At 65.2% G+C, this 25,874-nt stretch carries 24 protein-coding genes; 4 read left to right on the forward strand and 20 right to left on the reverse strand.

All coding sequences use genetic code 11. From position 1 onward, the window contains the following. The 16 genes from pilV to ACEOAC_RS06135 form a co-directional block, all read right to left on the reverse strand. On the reverse strand, positions 1–534 hold the full coding sequence (gene pilV, locus ACEOAC_RS06060) for a type IV pilus modification protein PilV (protein WP_413628741.1): 534 nt from the start codon (positions 532–534) through the stop codon (positions 1–3). A 90-nt stretch (positions 535–624) separates the two neighbouring features. Continuing rightward, positions 625–1,242: a DUF924 family protein gene (locus ACEOAC_RS06065; protein ID WP_413443886.1), complete on the reverse strand. Its 618-nt coding sequence runs from the start codon at positions 1,240–1,242 to the stop codon at positions 625–627. Then, positions 1,239–1,460 carry an RNA-binding S4 domain-containing protein gene (locus ACEOAC_RS06070; RefSeq protein WP_006464284.1) on the reverse strand — a complete coding sequence of 74 codons (222 nt, stop codon included), beginning with the start codon at positions 1,458–1,460 and terminating at the stop codon, positions 1,239–1,241. The genes ACEOAC_RS06065 and ACEOAC_RS06070 overlap by 4 nt, the downstream gene beginning before the upstream one ends. Positions 1,461–1,568: 108 nt before the next feature. After that, positions 1,569–2,231, reverse strand: a complete 663-nt coding sequence (locus ACEOAC_RS06075) for a response regulator (protein ID WP_006464285.1) — start codon at positions 2,229–2,231, stop codon at positions 1,569–1,571. Between the two features lie 36 nt (positions 2,232–2,267). Next, positions 2,268–4,208: a type IV pili methyl-accepting chemotaxis transducer N-terminal domain-containing protein gene (locus ACEOAC_RS06080; RefSeq protein ID WP_413443885.1), complete on the reverse strand. Its 1,941-nt coding sequence runs from the start codon at positions 4,206–4,208 to the stop codon at positions 2,268–2,270. A 117-nt stretch (positions 4,209–4,325) separates the two neighbouring features. Further along, a complete protein-coding gene (gene moaA, locus ACEOAC_RS06085) occupies positions 4,326–5,345 on the reverse strand; it encodes a GTP 3',8-cyclase MoaA (RefSeq protein ID WP_413443884.1) in 1,020 nt (339 codons plus the stop codon). A 9-nt stretch (positions 5,346–5,354) separates the two neighbouring features. Further along, positions 5,355–6,101 carry a peptidylprolyl isomerase gene (locus ACEOAC_RS06090; RefSeq protein WP_413443883.1) on the reverse strand — a complete coding sequence of 249 codons (747 nt, stop codon included), beginning with the start codon at positions 6,099–6,101 and terminating at the stop codon, positions 5,355–5,357. Between the two features lie 15 nt (positions 6,102–6,116). Beyond that, positions 6,117–6,800 (reverse strand): respiratory nitrate reductase subunit gamma, encoded by a 684-nt coding sequence (gene narI / locus ACEOAC_RS06095; protein WP_413443882.1) that lies wholly within the window; start codon positions 6,798–6,800, stop codon positions 6,117–6,119. Continuing rightward, positions 6,797–7,525, reverse strand: coding sequence for a nitrate reductase molybdenum cofactor assembly chaperone (gene narJ / locus ACEOAC_RS06100; RefSeq protein WP_413443881.1), 729 nt, complete (start codon positions 7,523–7,525; stop codon positions 6,797–6,799). The genes narI and narJ overlap by 4 nt, the downstream gene beginning before the upstream one ends. A gap of 14 nt (positions 7,526–7,539) precedes the next feature. Continuing rightward, the gene (gene narH, locus ACEOAC_RS06105; protein WP_413443880.1) at positions 7,540–9,093 is read right to left on the reverse strand and encodes a nitrate reductase subunit beta; all 1,554 of its coding nucleotides are present in this window, start codon (positions 9,091–9,093) and stop codon (positions 7,540–7,542) included. Beyond that, on the reverse strand, positions 9,090–12,818 hold the full coding sequence (locus ACEOAC_RS06110; protein ID WP_413443879.1) for a nitrate reductase subunit alpha: 3,729 nt from the start codon (positions 12,816–12,818) through the stop codon (positions 9,090–9,092). Before ACEOAC_RS06110 ends, narH begins: the two co-directional genes overlap by 4 nt. Before the next feature lie 168 nt (positions 12,819–12,986). Next, on the reverse strand, positions 12,987–14,369 hold the full coding sequence (locus ACEOAC_RS06115) for a NarK family nitrate/nitrite MFS transporter (RefSeq protein WP_413443878.1): 1,383 nt from the start codon (positions 14,367–14,369) through the stop codon (positions 12,987–12,989). A 25-nt stretch (positions 14,370–14,394) separates the two neighbouring features. Further along, positions 14,395–15,642: an MFS transporter gene (locus ACEOAC_RS06120; protein ID WP_413443877.1), complete on the reverse strand. Its 1,248-nt coding sequence runs from the start codon at positions 15,640–15,642 to the stop codon at positions 14,395–14,397. Between the two features lie 162 nt (positions 15,643–15,804). Then, positions 15,805–16,089 carry a hypothetical protein gene (locus tag ACEOAC_RS06125; protein WP_102662307.1) on the reverse strand — a complete coding sequence of 95 codons (285 nt, stop codon included), beginning with the start codon at positions 16,087–16,089 and terminating at the stop codon, positions 15,805–15,807. Between the two features lie 13 nt (positions 16,090–16,102). After that, a complete protein-coding gene (locus ACEOAC_RS06130) occupies positions 16,103–16,483 on the reverse strand; it encodes an MAPEG family protein (RefSeq protein WP_006464296.1) in 381 nt (126 codons plus the stop codon). An 85-nt stretch (positions 16,484–16,568) separates the two neighbouring features. Further along, a complete protein-coding gene (locus ACEOAC_RS06135; protein WP_413443876.1) occupies positions 16,569–17,450 on the reverse strand; it encodes a neutral zinc metallopeptidase in 882 nt (293 codons plus the stop codon). Between the two features lie 356 nt (positions 17,451–17,806). Between ACEOAC_RS06135 and ACEOAC_RS06140 the strand changes: the two genes are divergently transcribed. Both ACEOAC_RS06140 and ACEOAC_RS06145 read left to right on the forward strand, forming a co-directional pair. Continuing rightward, positions 17,807–20,269 carry an acyl-CoA dehydrogenase gene (locus ACEOAC_RS06140; RefSeq protein ID WP_413443875.1) on the forward strand — a complete coding sequence of 821 codons (2,463 nt, stop codon included), beginning with the start codon at positions 17,807–17,809 and terminating at the stop codon, positions 20,267–20,269. 43 nt (positions 20,270–20,312) lie between these two features. Further along, complete coding sequence (locus tag ACEOAC_RS06145) at positions 20,313–20,813, forward strand: nucleoside 2-deoxyribosyltransferase (RefSeq protein WP_413443874.1); 501 nt, start codon at positions 20,313–20,315, stop codon at positions 20,811–20,813. Between the two features lie 16 nt (positions 20,814–20,829). Here ACEOAC_RS06145 and ACEOAC_RS06150 read toward each other — a convergent pair whose 3' ends face one another. Further along, a complete protein-coding gene (locus ACEOAC_RS06150; protein ID WP_241812123.1) occupies positions 20,830–21,414 on the reverse strand; it encodes a peroxidase-related enzyme in 585 nt (194 codons plus the stop codon). A 248-nt stretch (positions 21,415–21,662) separates the two neighbouring features. Here ACEOAC_RS06150 and ACEOAC_RS06155 point away from each other — a divergent pair, with 248 nt between their 5' ends. Both ACEOAC_RS06155 and ACEOAC_RS06160 read left to right on the forward strand, forming a co-directional pair. Next, complete coding sequence (locus ACEOAC_RS06155; protein WP_413628742.1) at positions 21,663–22,286, forward strand: PadR family transcriptional regulator; 624 nt, start codon at positions 21,663–21,665, stop codon at positions 22,284–22,286. Between the two features lie 29 nt (positions 22,287–22,315). Next, positions 22,316–22,618 (forward strand): DUF3861 domain-containing protein, encoded by a 303-nt coding sequence (locus ACEOAC_RS06160; RefSeq protein WP_006464302.1) that lies wholly within the window; start codon positions 22,316–22,318, stop codon positions 22,616–22,618. 21 nt (positions 22,619–22,639) lie between these two features. Here the strand turns inward: ACEOAC_RS06160 and sbcB are convergent, their stop codons facing one another. From sbcB to ACEOAC_RS06175, 3 genes are all read right to left on the reverse strand, one after another. Next, entirely contained in the window at positions 22,640–24,076 is a 1,437-nt protein-coding gene (gene sbcB, locus ACEOAC_RS06165) for an exodeoxyribonuclease I (RefSeq protein ID WP_413628743.1), read from the reverse strand. A gap of 125 nt (positions 24,077–24,201) precedes the next feature. Continuing rightward, entirely contained in the window at positions 24,202–24,780 is a 579-nt protein-coding gene (locus ACEOAC_RS06170; RefSeq protein ID WP_413445526.1) for a hypothetical protein, read from the reverse strand. Between the two features lie 286 nt (positions 24,781–25,066). After that, a complete protein-coding gene (locus ACEOAC_RS06175) occupies positions 25,067–25,693 on the reverse strand; it encodes a DUF3828 domain-containing protein (protein WP_413628744.1) in 627 nt (208 codons plus the stop codon). Positions 25,694–25,874: the final 181 nt, after the last annotated feature.

Raw genomic sequence — 25,874 nt, forward strand, 5'->3', positions numbered from 1 at the left:
TCAGCGCCCCAGCACCAGCATCAGCAAGGGGGCGCGTGCCGCTGTGGCAGTGGCCGCCACCGCGCTGCGGCGCCAGCCCAGCTTGAGTACCACAGGCGCTGTGGCGGCCTCTTCACAGGACCATTGGTCCTGCGGCGTCGGGTGGGCATCGCGGCAGACCGTGGCCCGGGCTTCCGGGAGTTCGCGCGTCAGCCGCGCGGCCCAGTCGGCGATGGCGGCGTTGGCGAAGGCGGCAGGGGAACAGGGGGCGAGGTCGCAATCAGCGCGGGCTGGCGGGGCCCGGCCGGCGGTGAAGGAAAACAGGTAGGGATCGGTCGCGCCCGGGGCGGACGATGTGAAGGAAGTAGGCAGGGTGGCCGCCCGCAGTTCGGCCAACTCCTGCGCCAGCAGCGTGGCGCTGGCATGCTGGGCGCTCTCGGCGCTGCTGCGCAGGGCATGCATTTGCAGCATCACCAGGGCCAGCGCGCCGGTGCCGATGACCAGCATGGCCACCAGCACTTCCATCATCGAGAAACCTGCGCAACGGGTTTGCATGCGGCCATCCGAAAAGAAAGCCGCGAGTGTAGGGAAAACGCCCGGGTGCTTCCACCGGGAAGCGTTTTCAGTGGCCCGCTATCGAAAACTTCAGAAGGATGAGCCGGGTTGCGTCAGGAATTGCGTTTCCTCGGCGGTGGAATCCCGCCCAAGGATGCGGTTGCGATGGGGGAAGCGGCCGAAGCGCTCGATCACCGCAAGATGGCGTCGCGCATAGTCGGCATAGCCGTCGAAGGCCGCCTTGTCCTCGCCGCTGGCGGATTTGGCCAGGGCCGTCATCAGTTGCACCACGTATTGCTGGTCATCCAGGTCTTCGGCATGTTCCAGCGGCAGGTAGAGAAATACCCGTGCCAGCGGCGGCAGTTCCTGATCCAGCCCCATGGCCAGCGCCAGATGCGTGCACTGGCGTGCCAGTTCGTCGAAGGCGAAGGCTTGTGGGGTGTCGCGGTAGATATTCCTCGGCATCTGGTCCAGCAGCAGGATCAGCGCCAGCATGGAATGCGCATCCTCGGTCCAGTCATCCAGCGCATTGGCTGCGGCCTGCTGCACCAGCGCTTCGAAGCGGCTGCGGCACTGGGCGTCGATGTCCGGGTTCTTGCTCCACCAGAGCTTCTTCTGGCATTCGGCCACCTGATGTGCCGGCATGGCCTCCCAGCCTTCGCCGAACCAGAAGTCCAGCACTTCCCCGACCTGCGTGGCGCTCTTCATTCGGCGATCACGGTGATCTGCACATCGCCCAGGCTGACTTTCTGGCCGACCGTGATCTTGCAGGTCTTGCGGCTTTCGGGCTTGCCATCGACCCGCACGTGGCCTTCGGCCACCAGTTGCTTGCCGGCGCCGCCGCTGTCGCACAGGCCGCAGAGTTTGAGCAGCTGGTTCAGTTCGACATGGGGATGGCCCTGCAGCGGGAAGGTGATCTTTTGCATATGCTTTCTTTCGGGAGCGCAGCCCCGGGCGGAGCGGACGTGCGGCCAGGGGCATGAAACAGGGACATGAAACAGGGGCATGAAACAGGGAGCGGTAAGGTACGCCGCTCAGGGCGTTTTGTCCAGACCGTGCTCCACAGCATACACCGCAATCTGTACCCGGCTGGAAAGCTTCAGTTTCTTGAGGATGTTCTGGACATGGATCTTCACCGTGCTCTCGGCGACGTCCAGGGTGCGGGCGATTTCCTTGTTGCTCTCGCCACGGGCCACGCAGGCCATGGTCTCGCGTTCGCGGGCGGTCAGCCTGTCGCGGGCGGCCGTCACCGGGGCCGGTGTCTGGTGGGCGGCGCGGAACTGCATCACCAGCTTGGCCGTCATCGCCTCCGAAATCACCGGTTCGCCGGCTGCGGCGCGCTTGATGGCCTGCACCAGATACTCGGCCTCGATGTTCTTGAGCAGATAGCCGGCGGCGCCATTGTGCAGGGCGGTGCTGAGGTCGTCGGCCTCTTCCGAGACGGAGAGCATCAGCACGGCCGTGTCGGGCAGGTCTTCCACGATCAGCTGCATCGCTTCCAGACCCGACAGACCGGGCATGTTCAGGTCCATCAGCACCACATCGGGCTGCAGCTGGCGGGCCCGCTTGACGCCGTCCAGACCATCGACGGCTTCGCCGACGACCTCGAATTCGGGATGGCGTTGCAGCAGCAGGCGTACGCCGCTGCGAAACAGGGTGTGATCATCGACGAGCAGGATGCGGATGGGCGTGGGCATGGTGGGGCGGTTCCTTGCAAAGGTTCTGGGATGGCTTCAGGCCACGAGACGTTCCTGGCGCATCAGACGGATGGTGACGCAGGTACCTTCATCGGGCCGGCTGTCGATCTGCAGTTGCGCGCCGAGGCGGTCGGCGCGTTCCTGCATGATGCGCAGACCCACATGGTCGGCGCCCTTGGCGCTGGCCTTGTCGAGCTGGAAGCCGTGACCGTCGTCGCGCACCGTCAGGCAGAAGTCGCGGCCGTTGGTGACGGCGATGTCCACCCGGTTGGCGTGGGCATGCTTGCGGATATTGGACAGCGCCTCCTGCAGGATGAACAGCACCTGCAACTGCTGTTCCGGCGCCAGCGGCGGACCGTCGCCGCTGATGGTGATGGCGCCTTGCAGGCCGGTCTGGCGCTGCAGCTTGTCGAGCGACTTGCGCATTTCCGAGTCGAGGCTGCTGTCCTGCAGGCGGCTGCGGAAATTGAGCAGCAGTTCGCGCACGTCTTCATAGTTTTCCTGCACGCCGGTGCGCAGCATGGGTGCGATCTCGCGGATTTCGGCCAGGTTCTCGCGCGCCAGCGAATCCTCCAGCATCTGCACCTGCAGGTTGAGGAAGTTCAGTCCCTGGGCAATGCTGTCATGCAGGCCCTGGGCCATCAGGTTGCGTTCGTGGGCGATGGCGAATTCCTTTTCGCGGGCGATCAGGCGCTGGTTCTCGATGGCCGCGCCGAGGTGGCGGCCCAAGGTTTCCAGGAGGCGGCGCTCGTCGCCGTCGATGCTGCGCTCCTGCAGGAAATGCAGGGAGAAACTGCCGATGGCCTGTTCCCGCACCAGGATCTGGAAGATGCCCAGCGACAGCGCGCCTTCTTCCTGGCAGCGGTAGCGCCGCTGCGCATCGAGTTCGCGGAAATCGCGTACCAGGATCACCCCCTGCCGGGTAGCCGCGCCGCACAGGCAGTCATCGACCTTGATGCAACGTTCCTCATCGATGATCTTGTCGGAGATGCCATCCTGCACCGTGAGATAGAGATTGCCGCGCTCGTCGAGGATGCGCACCGTGCCGCCATCGGCCTGCATGCGCTGCATGATGCGTTTGAGGAAACCATCGCACAGGGCTTCGATGGTATGCGCGCCCGAGAGGAAGTCGGTGATCTCGTAGAGCGTGCCGACTTCTTCGTTCTGCTCGCGCAGGCGGGCGGTCTTTTCGGCCACGCGCTCTGCCAGCGTGCGGTGCACGCCTTGCACATGATCGGCCATCTGGTTGAAGGCCTGGGCCAGTTGGCCGAACTCGTCTTCACTCTCCACCGCCAGCCGCACGTCCAGGTCGTTTTGCGACATGCGCGCAATGCCGGCCTGCATGCGCCGCACCGGGCCGACGATCCACAGGTAGAGCAGATACAGCACCGCGATGCTCGCCGCCAGCGCCAGGAAGATCAGCGCCGTCTGGCACAGCCGCAGCCAGGTGGTCTTGCCGGTGAGGTCAGCTTCCACATAGGCCACCAGCAGGTTGATGTCACCCACGAAGTCGGGCAGCTCCTGCAGGTAGCGATCCAGCGCCTGCTGGCGCAGTACCGGGTCGTCCGCCTCCAGCACGGTGCGGGCATGGACCTGCATGCGCTGCTGCCATTGATCTTGCACGTGCAGCAGCTGTTCGTGAATGGGACCGGTGGCCGGCACGAAGCTGGGTTCACCCGCCTGCCCCGTCTGCACCAGCGCCAGGATCTGGCTGAAGCGTTCGATGTGGTGCTGGATGTCGGAACGCTCGTGGCCGGTTTCCATCGCCAGGCCCAGCTCGTAGGAGCGCATGCGCAGGCTGCCGGCCTCGTTGATGACGGTGCCGCCGCCCTCCAGTTGCCAGGACAGCAGCAGGGTATAGCCGATGGCCGTCATCGTCAGGCCCAGACCGACCAGGGTCATCAGCAGGATGCGGAAGGTCAGGCGCTTGTGGGGCGGCAGCGGGTTGGGGAGCAGGGCCAGGGTGGGAGCGGGCATGATGGAAGGTTCCAGGGCTAGCCAGGGAAGCGGCAGTCTAGGCCGTCGGCCGGACTAAAACACCGGGTCCAGGTCAATCTTTGTGCAGATCGTGCAGGATTTGCCGGTCCTGGCGCCCTAGCCGCCGGTCTGCGACATGAAGCGGATGATTCTGTGCGGTGCCTGACTGAATTCATGGCGTTCCGGCTTGAGTTCGATGGCCAGGCGGATCGCCTCCCCCAGCCCGCCATCATCGATGCCGGCGCGCAGCAGCGGACGCAGTTCCAGGCGCGCCTCCTGTCCCAGGCAGAGGTAGAGCGTGCCGTCCACCGAGAGCCGCACGCGGTTGCAGGTGGCGCAGAAGTGCTGGCTCATGGGTGTGATGAAACCCAGCGTGCAGCGACCATCGGCGCTGCCCCAGTAGCGCGCCGGGCCACCGCCCAGCTCGGTGGCCAGGGGCTGCAGGTCGAAGCGGGCCACCAGTGCATCGCGCAGGGGACCAAGCGCGACGACGCCGCTGTTGCGACCGGTCTCGCCCATCGGCATGGCTTCGATCAGGCGCAGGATGAAACCCTGCGCGAAACAGAACTCCGCCATGCGTGGCACCTCGTGTTCATTGACGCCGCGCAGCACCACCATGTTGACCTTGATGGGCGCAAATCCGGCATCCCTGGCGGCGGCCAGTCCCGCCATGACGCTCTGCAGGCTGTCGCGTCCGGTGATCTGCGCCGCGCAGGCGCGATCCAGGCTATCCAGGCTGACGTTGATGCGCTGCACGCCGGCTGCCCGTAGCGCCCTTGCATGCTTGTGCATCTGCGTGGCGTTGGTGGACAGCGACAGTTCCTCCACCCCCGGCAGGGCCGACAATTGCGCGGCCAGCGTGGGCAGCCTGCGCCGCATCAGCGGTTCGCCGCCGGTGAGTCGTATGCGCCCTACGCCGAGTCGGGCGAAGGCGGCGATCACGCGCGTGATCTCGTCGAAGTCGAGCCAGTTGGCTGGCTCCTCGAAACCGGAAAAGCCCTTGGGCATGCAATAGCTGCAACGCAGGTCGCAGCGGTCGGTGACCGACAGCCGCAGGTAGTCGATGCGCCGCCCGAAGCGGTCCAGCAGGGCCGGGCGGCTGGAAGGTGGGACGGACGAGGGGACGGGCGAGGACATGCAGGCTCCTTATTGCAGCAGCGGCGATGTCATGCCGGGAAGTTGCACGCCAGTGATGCGTGCAGCGCCCACCAGTTGCTGCAGGTAGTGACGCAGGGCCTGGTCATGGGCGGCGCGTTGCAGGGCCTGGGCGATGTTTTCGCGCACCGCCTCGAAGGGCAGGCGTGTGCCGTCCAGCTTGCGCCCCACCTGGACGATGTGCAGGCCGAAGCGGGTCTCCACCAGACGCGGGATGATGCCCTGTGGTGTGGCGGCGAAGACGGCCCGTTCGAATTCAGGCACGCAGGCGCCCCGGACGATCTGCCCCAGGCTGCCGCCCTGTGCGCCGGAGGGGCAGTTCGAGAGCGCGGCGGCCTGCGTGGCGAAGTCCTCCGGTTGCGCCAGCAAGTGCTCCAGCACCGATTCTGCACGTAGGCGCAGGGCTGCCAGATCGACCTCCGGGGTGACCTGGAACAGGATATGGTTCACTTCCGCCAGCGCCCCGATGATGAAACGTTCAGGCGTGGCCTGGTAGTGGCGCCGGCATTCTTCTTCACCGGCCTGCGGAATGCCGACCTGGCGCTGCAGCAGGAGCTCGATACGCGCATCGTCGTCCTCACCTTGCTGCTGCAGGCGCTGCGCTTCCTCCAGCAGCAGCCGGCGCAGTACCAGGGTGGTCATGGCCGACTGCAGGTCCTGGTCATCGGCATCGCGGGCGGCCAGTTCCTTGGCCATCTCGGCGTCGCTCAGTTCGTATTCATTGACGGTGACAGGCATCCTGGTTCTCCCCGCTCAACGCGGCCGCACCAGTTGCCAGGCCCGGCTCAGGTAGGTGATGGACGCAAAGCCGCTCCACACATGCACCAGCCGCGTGAAGGGGAAGATCACGAACAGCGTCAGCCCCATGAACAGGTGCGCCTTGAACAGCAGCGGCGCACCTTCGATGAAGCCGGCGGCGTCGCCCCGGAAGGTGACGATGTGCTGCGCCCAGGTCATCAGCAACACCATCATGTGGCCGTCGCGGTGCTGGGCCGACTCGGCGATGGTGGACAGGCCCAGGCACAGCGTGACCAGCAGCCACAGCAGCAGGAGCTTGTCGGCGGGGCGGGTGACGGCGGCGATGCGCGCGTCCGTCAGGCGGCGATGGATCAGGATCGCCAGTCCCAGCAGGCAGAGCGTGCCGAACACGCCGCCGGCCGACATGGCGACCAGTTGCTTGAAAGCGTGGCTCACGCCCACGGCATCCCATACCGCCACCGGCGTGAGCAAGCCCACCAGATGACCGAAGAACAGGCCCAGTACGCCGACGTGGAACAGGATATTGCCCAGTCGCAGGCGGCCGGCATGCAGCAGCTGCGAGGAGTCACTCTTCCAGGTGTACTGCTCGCGCTCGAAGCGCAGCAGGCTGCCCAGCAGGAACACCGCCAGGGCGATGTAGGGGTAGATGCCGTAGAGGAATTGGTGCAGGTAGCTCATGCTGGTCTCCCGGGAGCGGATTGGGTGGCGGACGGTACGGCGGAGCGGGCATGCTGCCGGGTATGGAAATGCAACGGCTGCACGCCGCCCGGCCCGGGTTTGAGCAGGGGTTCCACGCCGTCGGCACCGGGACCGAAGACTTCCATGGCCTCGTCCATGTCGCGCACTGGTGGATCGTCCTGCTCGCGTGGCACGACCTCGGTGAGCCGGGTCAGCAACAGCAAGGGCGCGGCGTAGGGGCTGTCCCGGCGCTGCAGGCGCTGGCCGATGGCGGCCAGCACATGGATCGCCTCGCCCAGCAGCAGGGCGGCCCTGTCCTGCGACAGCAGGCTCAGGAATTCCAGGAACAGCGGCACATAGTCCGGCAACTCGCTGGTGGCCGGCTCCAGGCCCTGGCTGCGGTATTCCTCCAGCAGATCGACCATGGCCTGGCCGCGGTCGCGGCTTTCGCCGTGGATGTGTTCGAACAGGTGCAGCGACAGCGCGGCACTGCGGTCGAAGGTATCGACGTAGTTTTCCTGCAGGGTGAGCAGCGGGACGGATTGCAGGTGGTGCAGCAACGGTTGCAGCGCTGGCAAGGCCTCCGCTAGCGCCGCCTCGCCCTGCAGGGCCTGCTCGATCTCGGGCAGTGCTGCGATCAGTTCGGGCTGGGGATAACTCATCAGCGCCGAGACGACGCGGTAGATCGTGCCGCTGCCGGCCGCGTGATTGACGTGGGAAGTCATGACAGGGGCTCCATTCATTCGGTGACGGGGGACTTCTTGCGCGACTTGGGCATGTCCACGAAGATCACGCTGCCTTGCGGCTTCTTGCCGAACAGGCTGCCGTCGGAGACGCCGCCGGAACAACCGTTGCCGAAGCTGAAGCCGCAACTGCCCTTGTCGTTGAAGCTGTCTTCCACCATTTCCTTGTGCGAGGACGGCACCACGAAACGGTCTTCGTAGTTGGCGATGGCCAGGGTCTGGTACATGTCCTCGACCTCGTCGGCCTGCAGGCCGACCTGCTGCAACAGCGCTTCTTCCTGCCGGCCGTGCACCGTCTGGGCGCGCTTGTAGGCACGCATGGCCAGCAGGCGTTGCAGGGCGTTGAGGATGGGCGCTTCCTGGCCGGCGGTCAGCAGGTTGGCGAGATAGCGCATCGGGATGCGCAGCGATTTCACGTCGGGGATGATGCCGTCCATCCCCATGTGGCCGGCCTCGGCGGCCTTCTGGATCGGCGACAGCGGCGGGATGTACCAGACCATGGGCAGGGTGCGGTATTCCGGATGCAGGGGGAAGGCGATCTTCCATTGCATGGCCATCTTGTACACCGGCGAGCGGCGTGCCGATTCTAGCCAGCTCTCGGCAATGCCCTGGCGGCGCGCCTCGGCGATCACGGCCGGGTCGTGCGGGTCGAGGAAGCAGTCCAGCTGGGCCTGGTAGAGCGCCTGCTCGTCGGCCACCGAGGCTGCTGCCTCGATGCGGTCGGCGTCATACAGCAGCACGCCCAGGTAGCGGATGCGCCCGACACAGGTTTCCGAGCACACGGTGGGCTGGCCGGCCTCGATGCGGGGATAGCAGAAGGTGCATTTCTCGGCCTTGCCGGAGCTCCAGTTGTAGTAGATCTTCTTGTACGGACAACCGGAGATGCACATGCGCCAGCCACGGCACTTGTCCTGGTCCACCAGCACGATGCCGTCATCCTCGCGCTTGTAGATCGAGCCCGAGGGGCAGGACGCCACGCAGGCCGGGTTCAGGCAGTGTTCGCACAGGCGCGGCAGGTACATCATGAAGGTCGATTCGAAGCTGCTGTGCATCTCCTTCTGCACGCCCTCGAACAGCGCATCCTGGCTGCGGGCGCTGAATTCGCCGCCGAGATCGTCTTCCCAGTTCGGCCCCCAGGTGATCTTGTCCATCTTCTTGCCGGTCAGTACCGAGATCGGCCGTGCCGTGGGCGGGGTCTGCATCAGGGGCGCCTTCTGCAGGTGTTCGTAATCGTAGGTGAAGGGCTCGTAGTAGTCGTCGATGGCCGGCAGGTTGGGATTGGCGAACAGATTGGCCAGGATGCGCAGGCGGCCGCCCTGGCGGGGCTCCAGCTTGCCGGCGCCGGTGCGGGTCCAGCCGCCTTGCCACTTCTGCTGGTTCTCCCATTGCTTCGGATAGCCGATGCCGGGCTTGGTCTCGACATTGTTGAACCAGGCGTATTCCACGCCGTCGCGGCTGGTCCAGACGTTCTTGCAGGTCACCGAGCAGGTGTGGCAGCCGATGCACTTGTCCAGGTTGAGCACCATGCCCACTTGTGCGCGAATTCTCATGATGCCGTCCTTTCTTGCAGGCTGCCGTCGAGCCAGTCGACCTTGTTCATCTTGCGCAGGATGATGAACTCGTCGCGATTGCTGCCGACGGTGCCGTAGTAGTTGAAGCCATAGGCCAGTTGCGCATAGCCGCCGATCATGTGGGTTGGCTTCAGCACCGCCCGGGTGACCGAGTTGTGGATGCCGCCGCGCTTGCCGCTCAACTGCGCGCCGGGTGTGTTCACGATCTTTTCCTGGGCGTGGTACATCAGGCAGATGCCGCCCGGGATGCGCTGGCTCACCACCACGCGCGCGGTCAGGGTGCCGTTGCTGTTGAAGACTTCGACCCAGTCGTTGTCCACCAGTCCTGCGGACTTGGCGTCGTCTTCCGAAATCCAGACATGCGGCCCGCCGCGACTCAAGGTGAGCATGCGCAGGTTGTCCGAGTAGGTGGAGTGGATGCCCCACTTCTGGTGCGGCGTGAGGAAGTTGAGCACGATCTCCTTCTCGCCATTGGGGTGCCGCCCGAGCATGGGGGCGACCGTCTTGGTATCGACCGCTGGTTTGTAGACGCACAGGCCTTCACCGAAATCCAGCATCCAGCGGTGGTCCTGGTAGAACTGCTGGCGGCCGCTCAGGGTGCGCCAGGGAATGAGTTCATGCACATTGGTATAGCCGGCGTTATAGCTGACCTCTTCTGACTCGAGGCCCGACCAGGTCGGCGCCGAGATGATCTTGCGCGGCTGCGCCTGGACGTCGCGGAAACGGATCTTGTCATGCTCGCGGCCTCGCGCCAGGTGGGTATGGTCGCGCCCGGTGATCTTGCCCAGTGCTTCCCAGGCCTTGACCGAGACATGGCCGTTGGTTTCGGGAGCGAAGCTGAGGATCATCTCGCAGGCATCGATGGCGCTGTCCAGGCGCGGGCGGCCCTGGCTGACGCCGGGCTCGGTGACGCGCCTGTTCAGTGCGCCCAGTTCGGCCACCTCATGTTCGGTGTTCCAGTTGATGCCCTTGCCGCCGTTGCCCAGCTTGTCCAGCAGCGGGCCGACCGAGGTGAACTTCTTGTAGATGTCTCGGTAGTTGCGTTCCACCACCATGAAACTGGGGGCGGTCTTGCCGGGGATGAGGTCGCATTCGCCCTTCTTCCAGTCCTTCGGTTCGAAGGGCTGGCCCAGTTCGGCCGGGGTGTCGTGCATCAGCGGCTGCAGCACGATGTCGCTGCGGGTGCCGAGGTATTCGCCACCGATCTGGCTGAACTTGCTGGCGATGCCCTTGTAGATTTCCCAGTCGGTCTTGCTCTCCCACAGCGGTTGCACCGCTTCCGAAAGCGGATGGATGAAGGGATGCATGTCCGAGGTGTTGAGGTCATCCTTTTCGTACCAGGTGGCGGTGGGCAGCACGATGTCGGCATACAGGCAGGTGGTGCTCATGCGGAAGTCCAGCGTCACCAGCAGGTCCAGCTTGCCCTCGGCAGCCTCTTCCCGGTACTTGACCTCAGCCGGGCGGATGGCCTGCCCGGCGTCGTCGAACAGCGCATGCTGGGTCCCCAGCAGGTATTTCAGGAAATACTCGTGGCCCTTGCCGGAACTGCCCAGGATGTTGGAGCGCCAGACAAACATGTTGCGCGGGAAGTTCTTCGGGTTGTCGGGGTCGTCGCAGCTCATGTTGACGGTGCCGGACTTCAGGGCTGCCTTCAGGTAGTCCTGCGGGGTCTGGCCCAGCGCCTGGGCGGCGTCGCACACGTCCAGCGGATTGGTTTCCAGCTGCGGGGCCGAGGGCAGCCAGCCCATGCGTTCGGAGCGTGCGTTCATGTCGATCATGCTCATGCCGGCCAGCTTGTCCTTGTCGGCGGTGGGGGCGACGATCTCGTCCAGGCCCAGCTTTTCGTGACGCCACTGGCTGGTGTGGGCGTAGAAGAAGCTGGTGCCGTTCATCTGCCGGGGCGGGCGCACCCAGTCGGTGGCGAAGGCCAGCGGCGCCCAGCCGAACTGCGGGCGCAGCTTTTCCTGTCCCACGTAGTGCGCCCAGCCGCCACCGGACTTGCCCACGCAACCGCACATCATCAGCAGGTTGATGATGCCGCGATAGATCATGTCGTTGTGGTACCAGTGATTGAGCGCGGCGCCGACGATGACCATGCTCTTGCCCTCGGTGTCGTGGGCGTTCTGCGCGAATTCGCGTGCCACCTGGATCACCAGCTCGCGCTTGACGCCAGTGTGCTTCTCCTGCCACGCCGGCGTGTAGGGAATGTCGTCGTCATAGGACTGCGCAATCTGGCCGCCCAGACCCTGGTCCACGCCATAGTTGGCCATCATCAGGTCGTGCACGGTGGCCACCAGTGCGGTGCTGCCGTTGGCCAGGCGCACGTGGCGTACCGGCACGCGGCGCGTCTGCAATTGCTCGGCATCGTCCCCGCCGAAGTAGTTGAAGGCGACCGCGACCACCTCGTCGTGCTGGTCCACCAGCGAGAGCAGCGGCTCGATCTCGCGACCGGAATGACCGTCCCGGCTTTCCAGGTTCCAGCGGCCCAGCTTGGCGCCGTCGTTGACCTGGCCTTCGCCCCAGCGGTAGCCGATGGAACCGTTGGGCGCGACGATCTGGCCGGTGGTGGCATCGATGGCCAGGGTCTTCCAGTCGGCGTTGTTGGCTTCTTCCAGCTGGCTGGGCATCTGCGAGGCGCGCAGCAGGTGCTCCGGCAGGTAGCGGCCCTCGCGTTCCACCAGCCGCACCAGCATGGGCAGGTCGGTGTATTGCCGGACGTAGTGGCGGAAGTAGGGCGAGGGGCGCTGCAGGTGGAATTCCTTGAGGATCACATGGCCCATGGCCATGGCCAGCGCGGCGTCGGTACCCGGGCGCGGGGCCAGCCAGATGTCGCCGAACTTGACCATCTCGCCGAAGTCCGAGGACACCGCCACGGTCTTGGTCCCCTTGTAGCGCACCTCGGTGTAGAAGTGGGCGTCGGGGGTGCGGGTCTGCGGCACATTGGAGCCCCATACCATCAGGTAGGTGGAGTTGTACCAGTCGGCCGATTCCGGCACGTCGGTCTGCTCGCCCCAGATCTGCGGGCTGGCGGGCGGCAGGTCGCAGTACCAGTCGTAGAAGGACAGGGCCACGCCGCCGATGAGGCTCAGGTAACGGGCGCCGGCCGCGTACGACACCATCGACATGGCCGGGATGGGCGAGAAGCCGATCACCCGGTCCGGGCCGTACTGCTTGATGGTGTAGGCATTGGCGGCGGCGATGATTTCGTTGGCGGTATCCCAGTCGGCCCGCACGAAGCCACCCTGGCCGCGCACCGACTTGTAGCTTTTTGCACGGGCGGGGTCGCTGGTGATGGCGGCCCAGGCCTCGACCGGGCCCAGGGTGCGGCGCGCCTCCTGCCACAGTTGCATGAGACGGCCGCGGATCATCGGGTACTTCACCCGCTGGGCGGAGTAGACGTACCAGCTATAGGAGGCGCCACGCGGGCAGCCGCGCGGCTCGTGGTTGGGCAGGTCGGGACGGGTACGGGGGTAGTCGGTCTGCTGGGTTTCCCAGGTGATCAGGCCGTTCTTGACGTAGACCTTCCAGGAGCAGGACCCGGTGCAGTTGACCCCGTGTGTGGAGCGCACCACCTTGTCGTGCTGCCAGCGGCTGCGGTAGGCGTGTTCCCATTGGCGGTCTTCGTCGACCACGGCGCCATGTCCATCGGCGAAGGTGGACTTCACCCGCGACATGAACTTCAATCGGTCCAGAAAATGACTCATCGTGAATCCTCGGTTGCGTGGGTGCATACCCCACCTGCGTTATCGATATGGGCAGTCTTGATGGTTGGAAAGTGTAGGCAGGCGCCCCGTCCCTGCCTATTCACCGGCTTGGTCAGGGCAGCCATCCAGGCGGCGGAGGCGGGCTAGTTCGAAAGAACGAGGGCCATTTCAACAGGGCATGGGCGCGCCCTTGCGGGCGTAGTACCACCAGGTGATGAGCATGCAGCTGGCATAGAAGCCGACGAAGACGAACATCGCCATGTCCGGCGCGCCGGTCATCCTGATCGACGTGCCGAAGCTCTGCGGGATGAAGAAGCCGCCATAGGCGCCGATGGCGCCGGAGAAACCCAGTACGGCCGCCGATTCCTTGCCCGCATCCAGGCGGGCCTGCTGTTGCGCTGCCTCGCCTTGTCCCGCGGCAGCGCGCTCGCGCTCGGTCTGGAAGATGATGGGAATCATGCAGAAGGTCGAGCCATTGCCCAGTCCGGTGAGGATGAACATGCCGATGAAGGAGGCCAGGAACAGCGTGAACTGGTGCGTATGCAGGGCCGGCAGGATGCCCAGCAGGATGGTCAGCCCCATGGCCAGGAACACCCACAGCGTGACGCGCGCGCCGCCGATGCGGTCCGAGATCATGCCGCCCAGCGGCCGCGCCAGGGCACCGGCCAGCGGGCCGAGGAAGGCGAAGCGGGCGACTTCCACCTCCGGGAACTGGGCCTTGATCAACATTGCAAATGCCGCCGAAAAACCGATGAAGGAGCCGAAGGTGCCGACATACAGCCAGCACATCAGCCAGTTGTGCTTGCGCTTGAAGATCACCGCCTGGTCGGCCAGCGACGCCTGGGCAGAGGCGATGTCGTTCATGCCGAACCAGGCTGCCAGGGTGGCGGCGACGATGAAGGGGACCCAGATGAAGCCGGCATTGGCCAGCCAGTAGCTGCTTTCCAGGCCGCTCTTGGGATCATGGAAGAGCACCCCCTGGCCGGCGATGGAGGTGGCGAACACGGCCGAGGAAATCACCAGCGGCGTGACCAGTTGCACCACCGAGACGCCCAGGTTGCCGATGCCGGCATTCATGCCGGTGGCGTAGCCTTTGCGCGCCTTGGGGAAGAAGAAGCTGATGTTGGCCATGCTGGAACTGAAATTGCCGCCGCCCAGCCCGCACAGCAAGGCCAGGCCCAGCAGGGTGGAGTAGCTGGTGCCGGGGTCGCGCAGGGCCAGGCCCATGCCGATGGCGGGGATCAGCAGGCTGGCGGTGGAAATGGCGGTCCAGCGGCGCCCGCCGAACACCGGCACCAGGAAGGAATAGAAGATGCGCAGCGTGGCGCCCGAGAGGGCGGGCAAGGCCGTCAGGAAGAACAACTGGTCCTTGCTGAAGTGAAAGCCGGCCTTGTCCAGGTTGGCGGCCACTACACTCCACAGCATCCAGACTGCGAAGGCCAGCATCAGGCAGGGGATGGAGATCCAGAGATTGCGGTTGGCGACCTGCTCGCCTTGCTTGCGCCAGAAGTCCGGGTTTTCCGGCTCCCAGCGCGTGAGTACGTGGTTCATGAGGTGTCCTTGAAATGGGAAGGGATCAGTCGGCCGCCAGGGCCTTGCGTGGCGCTTGCAGGCCTTCGCGGCGGAACTGGAAGTGCATCCACACCAGCGAGATGCAGACCGTGCCGTAGAGCAGCATGAAGCAGGAGCTGCGTACGCCTGTGACGTCCAGCACCACGCCGAACAGGATCGGCAGGATGAAGCCGCCCAGCCCGCCGGCCAGGCCGACGATGCCGGAGACCGCGCCGATGTTGCCGCTGTAGTCGTCGGAGATGAACTTGAAGACCGAGGCCTTGCCCACCGCCATGGCCACGCCGACCACCATCAGCAGCGCCGTGAAGAGCACCGGGTTCAGGCCGATGTGGAAGGTCCTTGTGCCGCCCACGGTCTGGATGGCGAAATCGGTCTGTGGATAAGACAGCAGGAAGAAGGCCACCCAGCACACCCACATCACCCACCAGGTGACCTGGTAGGCACCGTACTTGTCGGAGAGCCAGCCGCCCACGGCACGCAGGACACCGCCCGGCAGCGAGAAGCAGGCCGCCAGCAGGGCGGCGGTCTTGATGTCGAATCCGTATTCGGTGACGTAGTACTTGACCATCCACAGGCTCAGGCCCACATAGCCGCCGAAGACCACCGAGTAGTACTGGCAATAGCGCCAGACCCTGGGGTCCTTGAGCATGCGCACCTGGTCCATGAAGCCGGTGTCGGACCTGACCTGGTGCGCCGGGTCGGTGGACGAGCCCAGCCAGAACAGCAGGGCTGCGGCCAGCATCAGGGCGGCATAGACCTTGGGCACCAGCATCCAGCCACCGGCGGCGATGAGCACCGGCGCCACGAACTTGTTGACCGCTGCGCCCGAGTTGCCGGCGCCGAACACGCCCATGGCCAGGCCCTGGCGTTCCTTCTTGAACCAGCGCGCCACATAGGGCGTGCCGACCGAGAAGGAACCGCCGGCCAGGCCCACGAACAGGCCCAGTACCAGGAAGTGCCAGAAGGCGTTGGCGTAGGAAATCAGCCAGATCGGGACCACCGTGCACAGCATCAGGATGAAGAACACGATGCGCCCGCCGTAGCGGTCGGTCCAGATGCCCAGCGGCACCCGGATCAGGGAGCCGGTCAGCACCGGCGTGGCGGTGAGCAGGCCGAATTCGGTTTCGTTCAGGTGCAGGGCATTCTTGATGGGGATGCCGATGACCCCGAACATCATCCAGATGGTGAAGCAGACGGTAAACGCGAGCGTGCTGGAACCCAGCACGCCATAGGCCTTGCGCTGGTCGGACATGGAGCCTCCTGCGGATGTTGATCGATGGGTCCAGCTTAGCGATCGGTGCAGGCCGGCAACATCGGTCCGACGGAGAGGCGGGGGAAGGGAGAAGAGGGAGGCAGTAAGGGCAGGCTGCCCGCCGGAAGAACTAGTTCTTCCGGTGGAGCAGGTCAGGCCGGGTCAGTTTGCTGACAGGGTCTGCTCGGCTTTGTCCAGCCAGGTGGCGAGGCTGTCGGTGAGGTCCTTCTGGCTGAAGGAGCAGCTTTCCTCGGTGAAGAGACTACCGGCTTCGAGGCGGCCCAGCAGGTCTTCGGCAACCTGCTGGTAGCGGGGTGGCAGGGCTTGCATCACGTCGTCGCGGGCGCGCCAGGTGGCGCACAGGGTGGCGATGCTGGCGCGTTGCTCGCACAGGGCGGTGAGGGCCTCGCGCATGGGGGCCAGTTGCTGGGCGGCGGGGTGGCTCATGGTGGGCTCCCGGTCAGGCGCGGGCGGCGATGACGAACAGGGCGATCACGCTCAGGTAGCCGACCGCCCAGACCGCCGAGCGGGCCGAGGGTTTGTCGTTCAGGTAGAACAGGGTATAGAGCAGGCGGGCGGCGATGAAGACCACGCTGGCGATATCGATCTGGCCCTGGGCGGCACCAGCCTGCTGCGCCACCAGCACGGCGGCGGCGAAGAAGGGGAAGGCCTCGAAGTGGTTGCGATGGGCGTAGTCGGCGCGGCGGCGCACACCGGTCTGCTGGTCCAGCCAGGCACGCGGTTCGGCGTTGTCGAAGTCCTTGCGACCGCGCTTGGCCACCGCGATGGTGAACACCGGCATCAGGCCGGCGATCAGGATGCACCAGTTGGACAGGGTCATGGATTCAGTCTCCTTGTTGGGTTGTCGTGTTCGATGTTGCGTTCGATGTCGGGTATGGCGCGTCCAATGTGGGCTCAGGATGGGTTCATAGCTCCTTGGCCGCGAAGGTATTGCAGGCGCTGACCTTGCCTTCGTTGATGCCGCGCTTGAACCAGGTCACGCGCTGGGCCGAACTGCCGTGGGTGAAGGAGTCCGGCACCACCACGCCGCGCGCCTGACGCTGCAGGGCGTCGTCGCCGATGGCGGAGGCGGCGTGCAGGGCGTCTTCGATATCCCCTTCTTCCAGGATGTGACGTGCCTGGTTGGCGTGGAAGGCCCAGACCCCGGCGAAGCAGTCGGCCTGCAGTTCCAGTCGCACCGACATGGCATTGGCCTGCTTTTCGCTGGCATTGCGGCGGGCCGCATCGACCTTGTCGGAGATGCCCATCAGGTGCTGCACGTGGTGGCCGACTTCATGGGCGATCACATAGGCCTGGGCGAAGTTGCCGGAGACTTTGAAACGCTGCTTCATCAGTTCATAGAAGGACAGGTCGATGTAGACCTTCTGGTCGCCCGGGCAATAGAAGGGACCGGTGGCGGTCTGGCCGGTGCCGCAGGCGGTCGGTGTGCTGCCGGAAAACAGCACCAGCTTGGGCCGCGCATACTGCTTGCCGTTGGCAGCGAAGATCTGGCCCCAGGTGTCTTCGGTGTCGGCCAGGACAGTGGAAACGAAGCGCGCCATCTGGTCGTTGGGCGAGGGTTTGTGGGCCGGTGCCTGTTGCTGCACCGGTACCGGGCCGCCTCCGCCGGAGAGCAGGTTGAGCATGGTCAGCGGGTTGATGCCCAGGAAGTACGACGCCACCAGTGCCACGGCCACGGTGCCCAGGCCGATGGAGCGGCCGCCGAAGCCAAAGCCGCCCCCTCCGCCGCCACCTTCACCACGACGGTCTTCCACGTTGTCGCTTTCGCGATTGCCTTCCCATTTCATGATTCGTTCCTCTGCGGGCCTGTCTGCAATGCCCGGATTGTAATGGATGACATGGGGCGCCGGCTTGTCGGACGTTGTCTGACGGGGCCGGGAGGGTTCCGTCCGATTCCGCCCGATGAGCTGGCAAGGTATCGTGCAAAAAGGGGCAGGGTGGATGTCGGATGACTGGATGCAGGGACGCCCGCTTGGCGCGCTCGGCATTCGGTGCCACACTGGCTGCCTTGATCGCTGCATCGTCAGCGGCATTCCTGGCTGCACCCATCGCTCCACGCAACGCTGCATTGCCCGCTGTACTGCTGGCTGCACTGCTGGCAGCACCCCGTCCGCAACAAGCACAACAACACTGGAGGCGACACATGATCATCTGGCTCATTGTTTTCATTGCAAGCGCATTGGCGCTGATGATGGCGCGTGCCAGCGCCTGGGTCTGGCTGGCGGCCGAGGCGGCCCTGATCTTCCTGGGCGGCGCCGCGCTCGATATCGACTGGCCGGTGCGGGTGCTGCTGGCGATCCTGTTGTTTACGCCGACCCTGGTGGTGGCGATCCACTCGGTGCGGCAGTCGCTGATCACGCGGCCGGCGCTGGACACGTTCGCCATGATGGCGCCGCGCATGTCCGACACCGAACGCGATGCCATCGAGGCCGGCACCACCTGGTGGGATGCCGAGCTGTTCTCCGGCAAGCCGGACTGGGATCGCCTGTTTGCGCTGCCGGCGCCGCGCCTGACACCGGAGGAGCAGGCTTTCCTCGATCACGAGGTCGAGCAGCTGTGCGCCATGGTCAGCGACTGGGACACCAGCGTGAAGACCCAGGACCTGCCGCAGCAGGCCTGGAAATTCATCAAGGAGCGCGGCTTCCTGGGCATGATCATTCCGCGCCAGTACGGCGGCAAGGAGTTCTCGGCCTACATGCATTCGCAGGTGGTGATGAAACTGGCCTCGCGCAGTTCGGCTGCGGCCATCGCGGTGATGGTGCCCAATTCGCTGGGGCCGGCCGAATTGCTGCTGCATTACGGCACCGAGGCGCAGAAGGATCACTACCTGCCGCGCCTGGCACGGGGACAGGAGATTCCCTGCTTCGCACTCACCAGCCCCTATGCGGGTTCGGATGCGGCGGCCATTCCGGATATCGGCATCGTCTGCAAGGGCCGGTATGAGGGACGCGAGACGCTGGGCTTCCGGGTCACCTGGAGCAAGCGCTACATCACCCTGGCACCGGTGGCCACCGTGCTGGGCCTGGCCTTCCGGGCGCGCGATCCGCATGGCCTGCTGGGCTATGCGATGGAGCCCGGCATCACCTGCGCACTGATTCCCACCGACCATCCTGGGGTGGTCACCGGTCGTCGACACTGGCCGCTCAATGCGGTGTTCCAGAATGGTCCGACCGAGGGCACCGATGTCTTCATCCCGATGGATTGGGTGATCGGCGGCGTGGCCCAGGTCGGACGCGGCTGGCGCATGCTGATGGAATGCCTGGCCGCGGGGCGGGCGATTTCGCTGCCCTCGTCCAGCGTCGGTTTTTCCAAGATGGCGGTGCGCGGTACCAGCGCCTATGCCGCCATGCGGCGCCAGTTCAAGATCGAGATCGGCAAGTTCGAGGGCGTGCAGGAAGCGCTGGCGCGCATGGGCGGGCATCTCTACATGATGGATGCCACGCGCCGCCTGTCGGCACTGGCGGTGGATGCAGGCGAGAAGCCATCGGTGATCTCGGCCATCTCCAAGTACCACGTCACCGAGCGCGGGCGCATGGTGGTCAATGACGGCATGGACGTGATCGGTGGCAAGGGCATCTGCATGGGGCCGGGCAATTTCCTGGCGCGGGTGTACCAGCAGATTCCGATCGCCATCACGGTAGAGGGCGCCAATATCCTGACGCGCTGCCTGATCATCTTCGGCCAGGGGGCGATCCGTTGCCATCCCTATGTGCTGCAGGAGCTGGCTGCGGCATCGGAGGAGGACCGCGAACGCGCGGTGCAGGCCTTCGACCGCGTGCTGTTCGCGCACCTGTCCTTCGCGGCGGCCAATGCGGCGCGCAGCCTGGTGGGTGGCATCAGCGGCGGCTGGCTGTTGCCGGCACCGTCCCAGGCGGCGCATGCCACGCGCCGCTACTACCGCGCCGTGGTCCACCTGTCCTCGGCCTTCGCCTTGCTCACCGATGTCAGCATGGCGGTGCTGGGCGGTACGCTCAAGTTCCGTGAACGTATCTCGGCGCGGCTGGGGGATGTGCTCTCGCAGTTGTACCTGGTGTCGGCGGTGTTGAAACGCTTCGAGGACGAAGGTCGTCAGGAAGCTGACCAGGCCTACGTGGACTGGTCGGTGCAGGATGCCCTGAACCGGGCGCAGGAAGCCATCGTCGAGACCCTGAACAACTTCCCCAACCGGCCGGTGGCGCTGTTGCTGCGGGTGCTGATCTTCCCGCTGGGGCTGCCTTATCGCAAGCCGTCGGACCTGCTCGGCACGCTGGTGGCCAAGGCCATGCAGACCCCGGGCGCAAGCCGCGACCGGCTGGTGGCCGATACCTATGTGCCCGGCGAAGGTGATCCGCTGGCCTGCGGCGAACTGGCCTTTGCACTGGCGCCCGTGGTGCAGCAACTGGAGCAGCGGCTCAAGCCGGAGATCAAGGAAGAGCGCCTGCCGCCGATGCCGCAGAGCCTGCGTGAACTGCCGGCCTGGAGTGCACTGGTCCTGCAGCGCGGACTGATCTCGCAGCAGGAGAAGGAAGTGCTGGATGCCTTCGCCCACTATGGTGACCTCAGCGTGCAGGTGGACGATTTTGCGGCCGACTTCGACCGGGCCGAGAACATGGCAGAGGTTTCCTAGTTCGCGTAAGCTGCCGGCTCCGGATACAGCCACAGGATGAACCATGACCCGACAGCCCCGCATCTACCTCGCCGGTCCCGATGTCTTCGCGCGCGACTATGCCACGCACAAGACGCGCATCAAGCAATGGTGCGGCGAGCTGGGCTTGCTGGCCTTGTGCCCGGGCGATGACGAGGTGCAGGGCGAGAGCAAGTCCGAGATCGCCCGGCGCATCTACGAAATCAACGTAGCCCTGATCGAGTCGGCCGATGCCGTGGTGGCCAACGTGCGCGACTTTCGCGGCCATGAGCCGGATTCGGGCACGGTCTTCGAGATCGGCTACGCGGTCGGGCGTGGCAAGAAGGTGTGGTGCTACAACACGCCGGCGCAGGATCTGCTGGCGCAGGTGCCGCAGGGCGAGCCCGGTTACTGTCGCGAGGGCATGCAGATCGAGGACTTCGGCCTGCCGCGCAACCTCATGCTGGCGCATGCCGCCGAACTGGTGCAGGGTGACCTGCGCGCCTGCCTGGAGCAGGTGGCGCGCTGGCATGCGGGACGGCGCTGAGCCCGTCTGCGCGACATCATTGCAGGGGTACTCGCCCCATCAGATAGAACTCTTCATTGGGACGCATGCTGGTCACGTTGGCCAGCCGGTTGGACATGCCGAAGAAGGCCGCGATGGCCGCGATGTCCCAGACTTCCTCCTCTCCCCAGCCCTGTTCCCCGAGCAGGGCGAAATCCTCCTCGTTGACGGCCCAGGCGCTGGCCGAGACCTTCATGGCGAAATCCAGCATGGCCTTTTGCCGCGGGCTGATGTCGGCCTTGCGGTAATTGATCGCGACCTGGTCGGCCAGCAAGGGGTCCTTGGCGCGGATACGCAGGATCGCACCATGCGCCACCACGCAGTACTGGCATTGGTTGGCATTGCTGGTGGCGACCACGATCATCTCGCGCTCGGCCTTGGTGAGCTTGCCGGGCTTGTCCATCAAGGCATCGTGATAGGCGAAGAAGGCGCGGAATTCGTCCGGGCGGTGCGCCAGGACGAGGAAGACGTTGGGGATGAATCCTGACTTCTCCTGCACTGTCAGGATGCGCTGGCGGATGTCCTCGGGAAGCTCGTCGAGTTCGGGAATGGGAAAGCGGCCGATGGGGGCGGTCGGGGTCATGGGGTCTCCTGTTGTCGTGGTAGGCAGGGCAGTGGCTGCCCCGGAGAGAACATAGCACTTCTTCCGGTCGTTCAATGTCGCCAGCCTGACGGTGAAGCCTTTTGCTTCACGTATTGATCAAATGCAATGAAAAATATGATTAAGATATATCTTGAAATATTCAAAATAAAGATATATCTTGGCTATATCGATCGACACGCAGCGTGCGTCAGTCGCTGCCTTTAGCAAACCGACAAGAAGGAAATACCATGTTCAAGCATCTATTCGGCCACCACGGCCAGCCGGGCCACGGCCCCATGCATCAGCGCCACGACCGTCCGCACCATGGCGGCGGCCTGTTTGATGAAGAGGGCCATCGCGGCCACCACGGGCCGCGTGGCCGCGAGGGCGGCGGGGGCGGTCGCGGTGCGCGCATGTTCGAGCAGGGCGCATTGCGCATCGTGATGCTGCACCTGTTGCAGGAAAAGCCGCGCCACGGCTACGACATGATCAAGGCCATCGAGCAGCTGGTGGGCGGTGGCTACAGCCCCAGCCCGGGCGTGATCTACCCGACCCTGACCCTGCTGGAAGAAATGGGCCATGCCTCGGTGCAGGGCGAGGAGGGCGGCAAGAAGCTCTACACCATCAGCACCGAGGGCCGTGCGCATCTGGAAGAGAAGGAAAACGCCGAGATACTGCAGCAGGTGCTGCGCAAGTTCGAACTGCGCCGCCAGGAACGGCCGGATGCCGATTCGCCGGAACTGCGCCGGGCGGTCCAGAACTTCCGCATGGCGCTGCATACGCGCCTGGCCAAGGGCAAGCTGCAGCAGGAAGAACTGCATGCCATCATCGACATCATCGATCGCGCCGCCGTGGCGGTGGAGCGGGCCTGAGCCCCAAAGAAGCAAGCAAGGAGAGCAACATGAAGGAACATCGCTACCGCATCACCCTGGAACACCTGGCCACGGCGTCGGAGGGGCAGACGCTGCATGAGCCCATCAGTTTCGAGGCTGGCAACCATGACGATATCTTCAGTATCGTTGGTCGCCTGCGCGGCAATGGCCAGTTCGACAGCGATACCAGCGCGCAGTTGGCGCTGGGGCTGAAACTGTTTTCGGAGGTGATGCTGAAGAACCGCAAGCATCCCCTGTTCGAAGAAATACAACCGGCCCTGCGCGACTTCATCATGAAGCTCAAGGCGCAGGGCAAGGCCGCCGCAGAATAAAGCGGCCAGCCGGCGGCGCCCTTACTGGTTGGCCGGCGCGATCATTTCAGCGTAGTCGTAGAGCGCACCCAGGATGTCCTGGGTGCGCTCGTCGTCTGCCTGCTCCTGCAACTGGTCGATCTGTTCGAACAACTGGGCGATGGTGCGCGCGCCACCGGCGCCTTCGAACAGGCGGGCAGCGCGATGCTCTTCCCAGTGCTGGGCTTCATCAGGACGCAGGGTCTCGGGGAAGTTGCGAGCGCGATAGCGGAACAGGATTTCGTTGAGGCGCATATCGTCGAAGGACATGCTGGCCTCGGCCAGGGCGGCTGGAGCCAGGGCGCGCAGTTGCGTCAGCTGGCGCCGGTCACCGTTGCCGATGAAGCCGCCGTAGAGGTCTTCATCGACGTCGGGTCGGTCTTCGCCCTCGCGCTGGTAGACCTGGCGCCACAGTGACGACAGGTCGGGCAGGGCGGCCGCGTGTTCGGCATGGCGCAGCGCGGTGTCGACGTCGATGCCCAGGGCGGCGGCGCGCTCGGCGCTGAGGGTCTTGAGGCTGCCCACCACCATGGGTGACTTGTTCAGGTGGATGCTCTTGACCGGCAGGCGCTCTACGCCCTCCGGCAGGTCATCGCGCCGGGTGAACATGCGTGTGCGCACGGTGGCGGCGTCCAGGCCGGCCAGTTCGGCGGGGTCGTAGCCCAGGTCCCAGGCGATCACTTCGTTCTTGTTGGTGGGGTGCATGCCCAGCGGCCACATCAGCGCCAGGCAGCCCTGCGCCACCGGGAACATGCCGGAGACATGCAGGAAGGGCTTGGCCGCCGGCAGGCCGATTTCGGCGGCGGCCTTTTCCTTCTTGTGCAGGGCCAGGGCGAAGTCGAACAGGCGCGGGTTGTGCTGGCGGATCAGGCGCGCCAGCGCGATGGTGGCGCGCACGTCGGAGAGGGCGTCGTGGGCGGCTTCGTGCAGCAGGCCATTGGCCTTGGAGAGATGTTCCAGCTTGAAGCTGACGCTGCCGTCTTCCTTGGTCGGCCACTGGATGCCATCGGGGCGCAGGGCATAGGTCAGACGTACCACATCCAGCAGGTCCCAGCGGCCGCAGCCGTTGGCCCATTCGCGGGCATAGGGATCAATCAGGTTGCGCCAGAACATGAAGCGGGTGACTTCGTCGTCGAAGCGGATGGTGTTGTAGCCCACGCCGATGGTGCCGGGCTCGCCCAGGGCCTCTTCGATCTGCGCGGCGAATGCGTGTTCGGGGATGCCGTGTTCCAGGCAGTGCTGCGGCGTGATGCCGGTGATCAGGCAGGACACCGGGTCGGGCAGGTAGTCCGGCGCCGGCTTGCAATAGATCATGATGGGTTCGCCGATCTCGTTGAGTTCGGCATCGGTGCGCACGGCGGCGAACTGCGCGGGACGGTCACGGCGCGGCACGGCGCCAAAGGTTTCGTAGTCGTGCCAGAGGAAGGTGTGATTGGACATCGCGGCGGGCTTCTATGGGAATCGCGCGATTATAGAGCCTTGTGGCCTGCGCGCCGTGATCAGTGCGCAGGCCGGCGGGATTGCGGAGGGTTTCTCGATCGATGCCGAGGGCCTGGATGGCGGCGTTACTGCAAGGCCGGCGTATCGCGCTTGAGCACCTTGCGCAGCAGATCCTGCAGGGTGCCGCTGCGCAGGGGCGGGTTGCCGCTGGCGTACTGGATGTTGTCGATCACCCAGCCGCGGGCGTCGCGGGTCAGGGTCAGGCGGTCGGTCCATTTGGCCGGGGATTGCAGCTTGGCATCGCTGAAGATCAGTTCCACCGTGCAGGTCGCTTCACGTTCCTGGGCTTCGCACTGAACCACTCGGAAGGTCGAGGCGCCATTCGGGTTGCCGGTGAACAGGTCGCCCTGCACCAGGGGTGGCAGCGGCTCGGCATCGGGATCGGCGGCCAGGTCCGCGGCCGCCTGGGCGGTGCGGGCTTCCTGGGCGACCGAGACATCCTTGAGCAGGTCGAACAGCGACACCGACAGGAAGCTGCGGAAGGTGATCAGTTCCTTCAGCGTCAGCGCGCCGGAGGGGCGGGCCGAGGCGTGGGCCTGGTAGAACTCCGTGACCAATTCCTTGGCTTTGCCGTCTTCATTGGCCGTGCACGCTGCCAGCAAGAGGCTGGCGGCGGCGAAGAGTGTCGTACCGATCCGCTTCAATCTGATTCTCCCTGTGCCGTGGTCGCGTGCATGGTAGAGGGGCATGCGGCCGACGGTCTGTTGATCTGTTATTTCGTTATTACCTTGTCATCAGTGGAATGTGAACGATTGCGTGAGCAGATCGACAAGCATTCCCGGTGGCAAGCTTACGCCTCCCGGCTCGGCAGGAAGGCCCGAAATACATCGCCAAAAGGCCGCCAATTCGCTGCAAATGCTGTGTCAAAGCGGGCTGGCGAGGCGTGCCGGCTCGCTCTGGAGCGGGTACCACGTTTGTTGCGGCGACGCCTTACTCGCTCTGCTGGATGGCGTCGCTGAGGTTGTCGGTGAGGTATTCGCGCTGGGAAGACTGGTCGTTGCCGATGAATTCGATGTCATCGATGCGCCACTGGCGGTTTTCGCGGACCAGCAGGATCTTGTCGTTCCAGGATTCGTCGCTGCCCGATTGCTGGTAGCGGAAGGCCACCTGGCAGGCGGCGCGATCCGCTTCGCTGTCGCAGGACTGGACGGCGAAGGAAGTGGCGCCCTCGAAGAGCGAGGTGAACAGATCGCCCTCGACGATGGGGGCCGCCTGCGGGCCGGCGGCGGCCTGGTAGCGGGCGTCGGCCGCTTCGGCCCGGGTCAGCAGGCTGTAGAGGGAGCGGCTGACCAGCGGTTCGAACTGCTTGAGTTCATCGGCCGAGGGCAGGCCGGGGGCGTTGTGCTTGAGGTGGATGCGGTAGAAGTCGCCAACCACTTCGGCCTGCTGCTGCTCCTCGCCGCTGAAATTGTTGCAACCCGACAGGGTCAGCAGCATGCCCAGGGCGACGGCGCCGGCACCGGTACGCAATGCATGGGCGGAAGAGGGGGCGGCCGCGGGTGAGGCTGAAGGTGAGGCTGGGCGGGGAGGAGGGGCGGGACGGTGCAAAGTGGTCATCCTGGTGTTCCTGGCGCCGGGTCTTGCCCGGTGCTCGTGTCATGGCGGCATATGCCCCGAAGAGGGCGCTGTGCCCGGTTACGGCCTGATGCTGGGTTGATGCTCTTGGGTCTGCCCGGTTAGTCCGGGGCGAGTCGCAAACGTTCCGCAGCGCCCCGGTTGGAGGCGCTGCAGAGGGGGG

The organism is Herbaspirillum frisingense (assembly GCF_047325095.1).
Lineage (GTDB): Bacteria > Pseudomonadota > Gammaproteobacteria > Burkholderiales > Burkholderiaceae_D > Herbaspirillum > Herbaspirillum frisingense.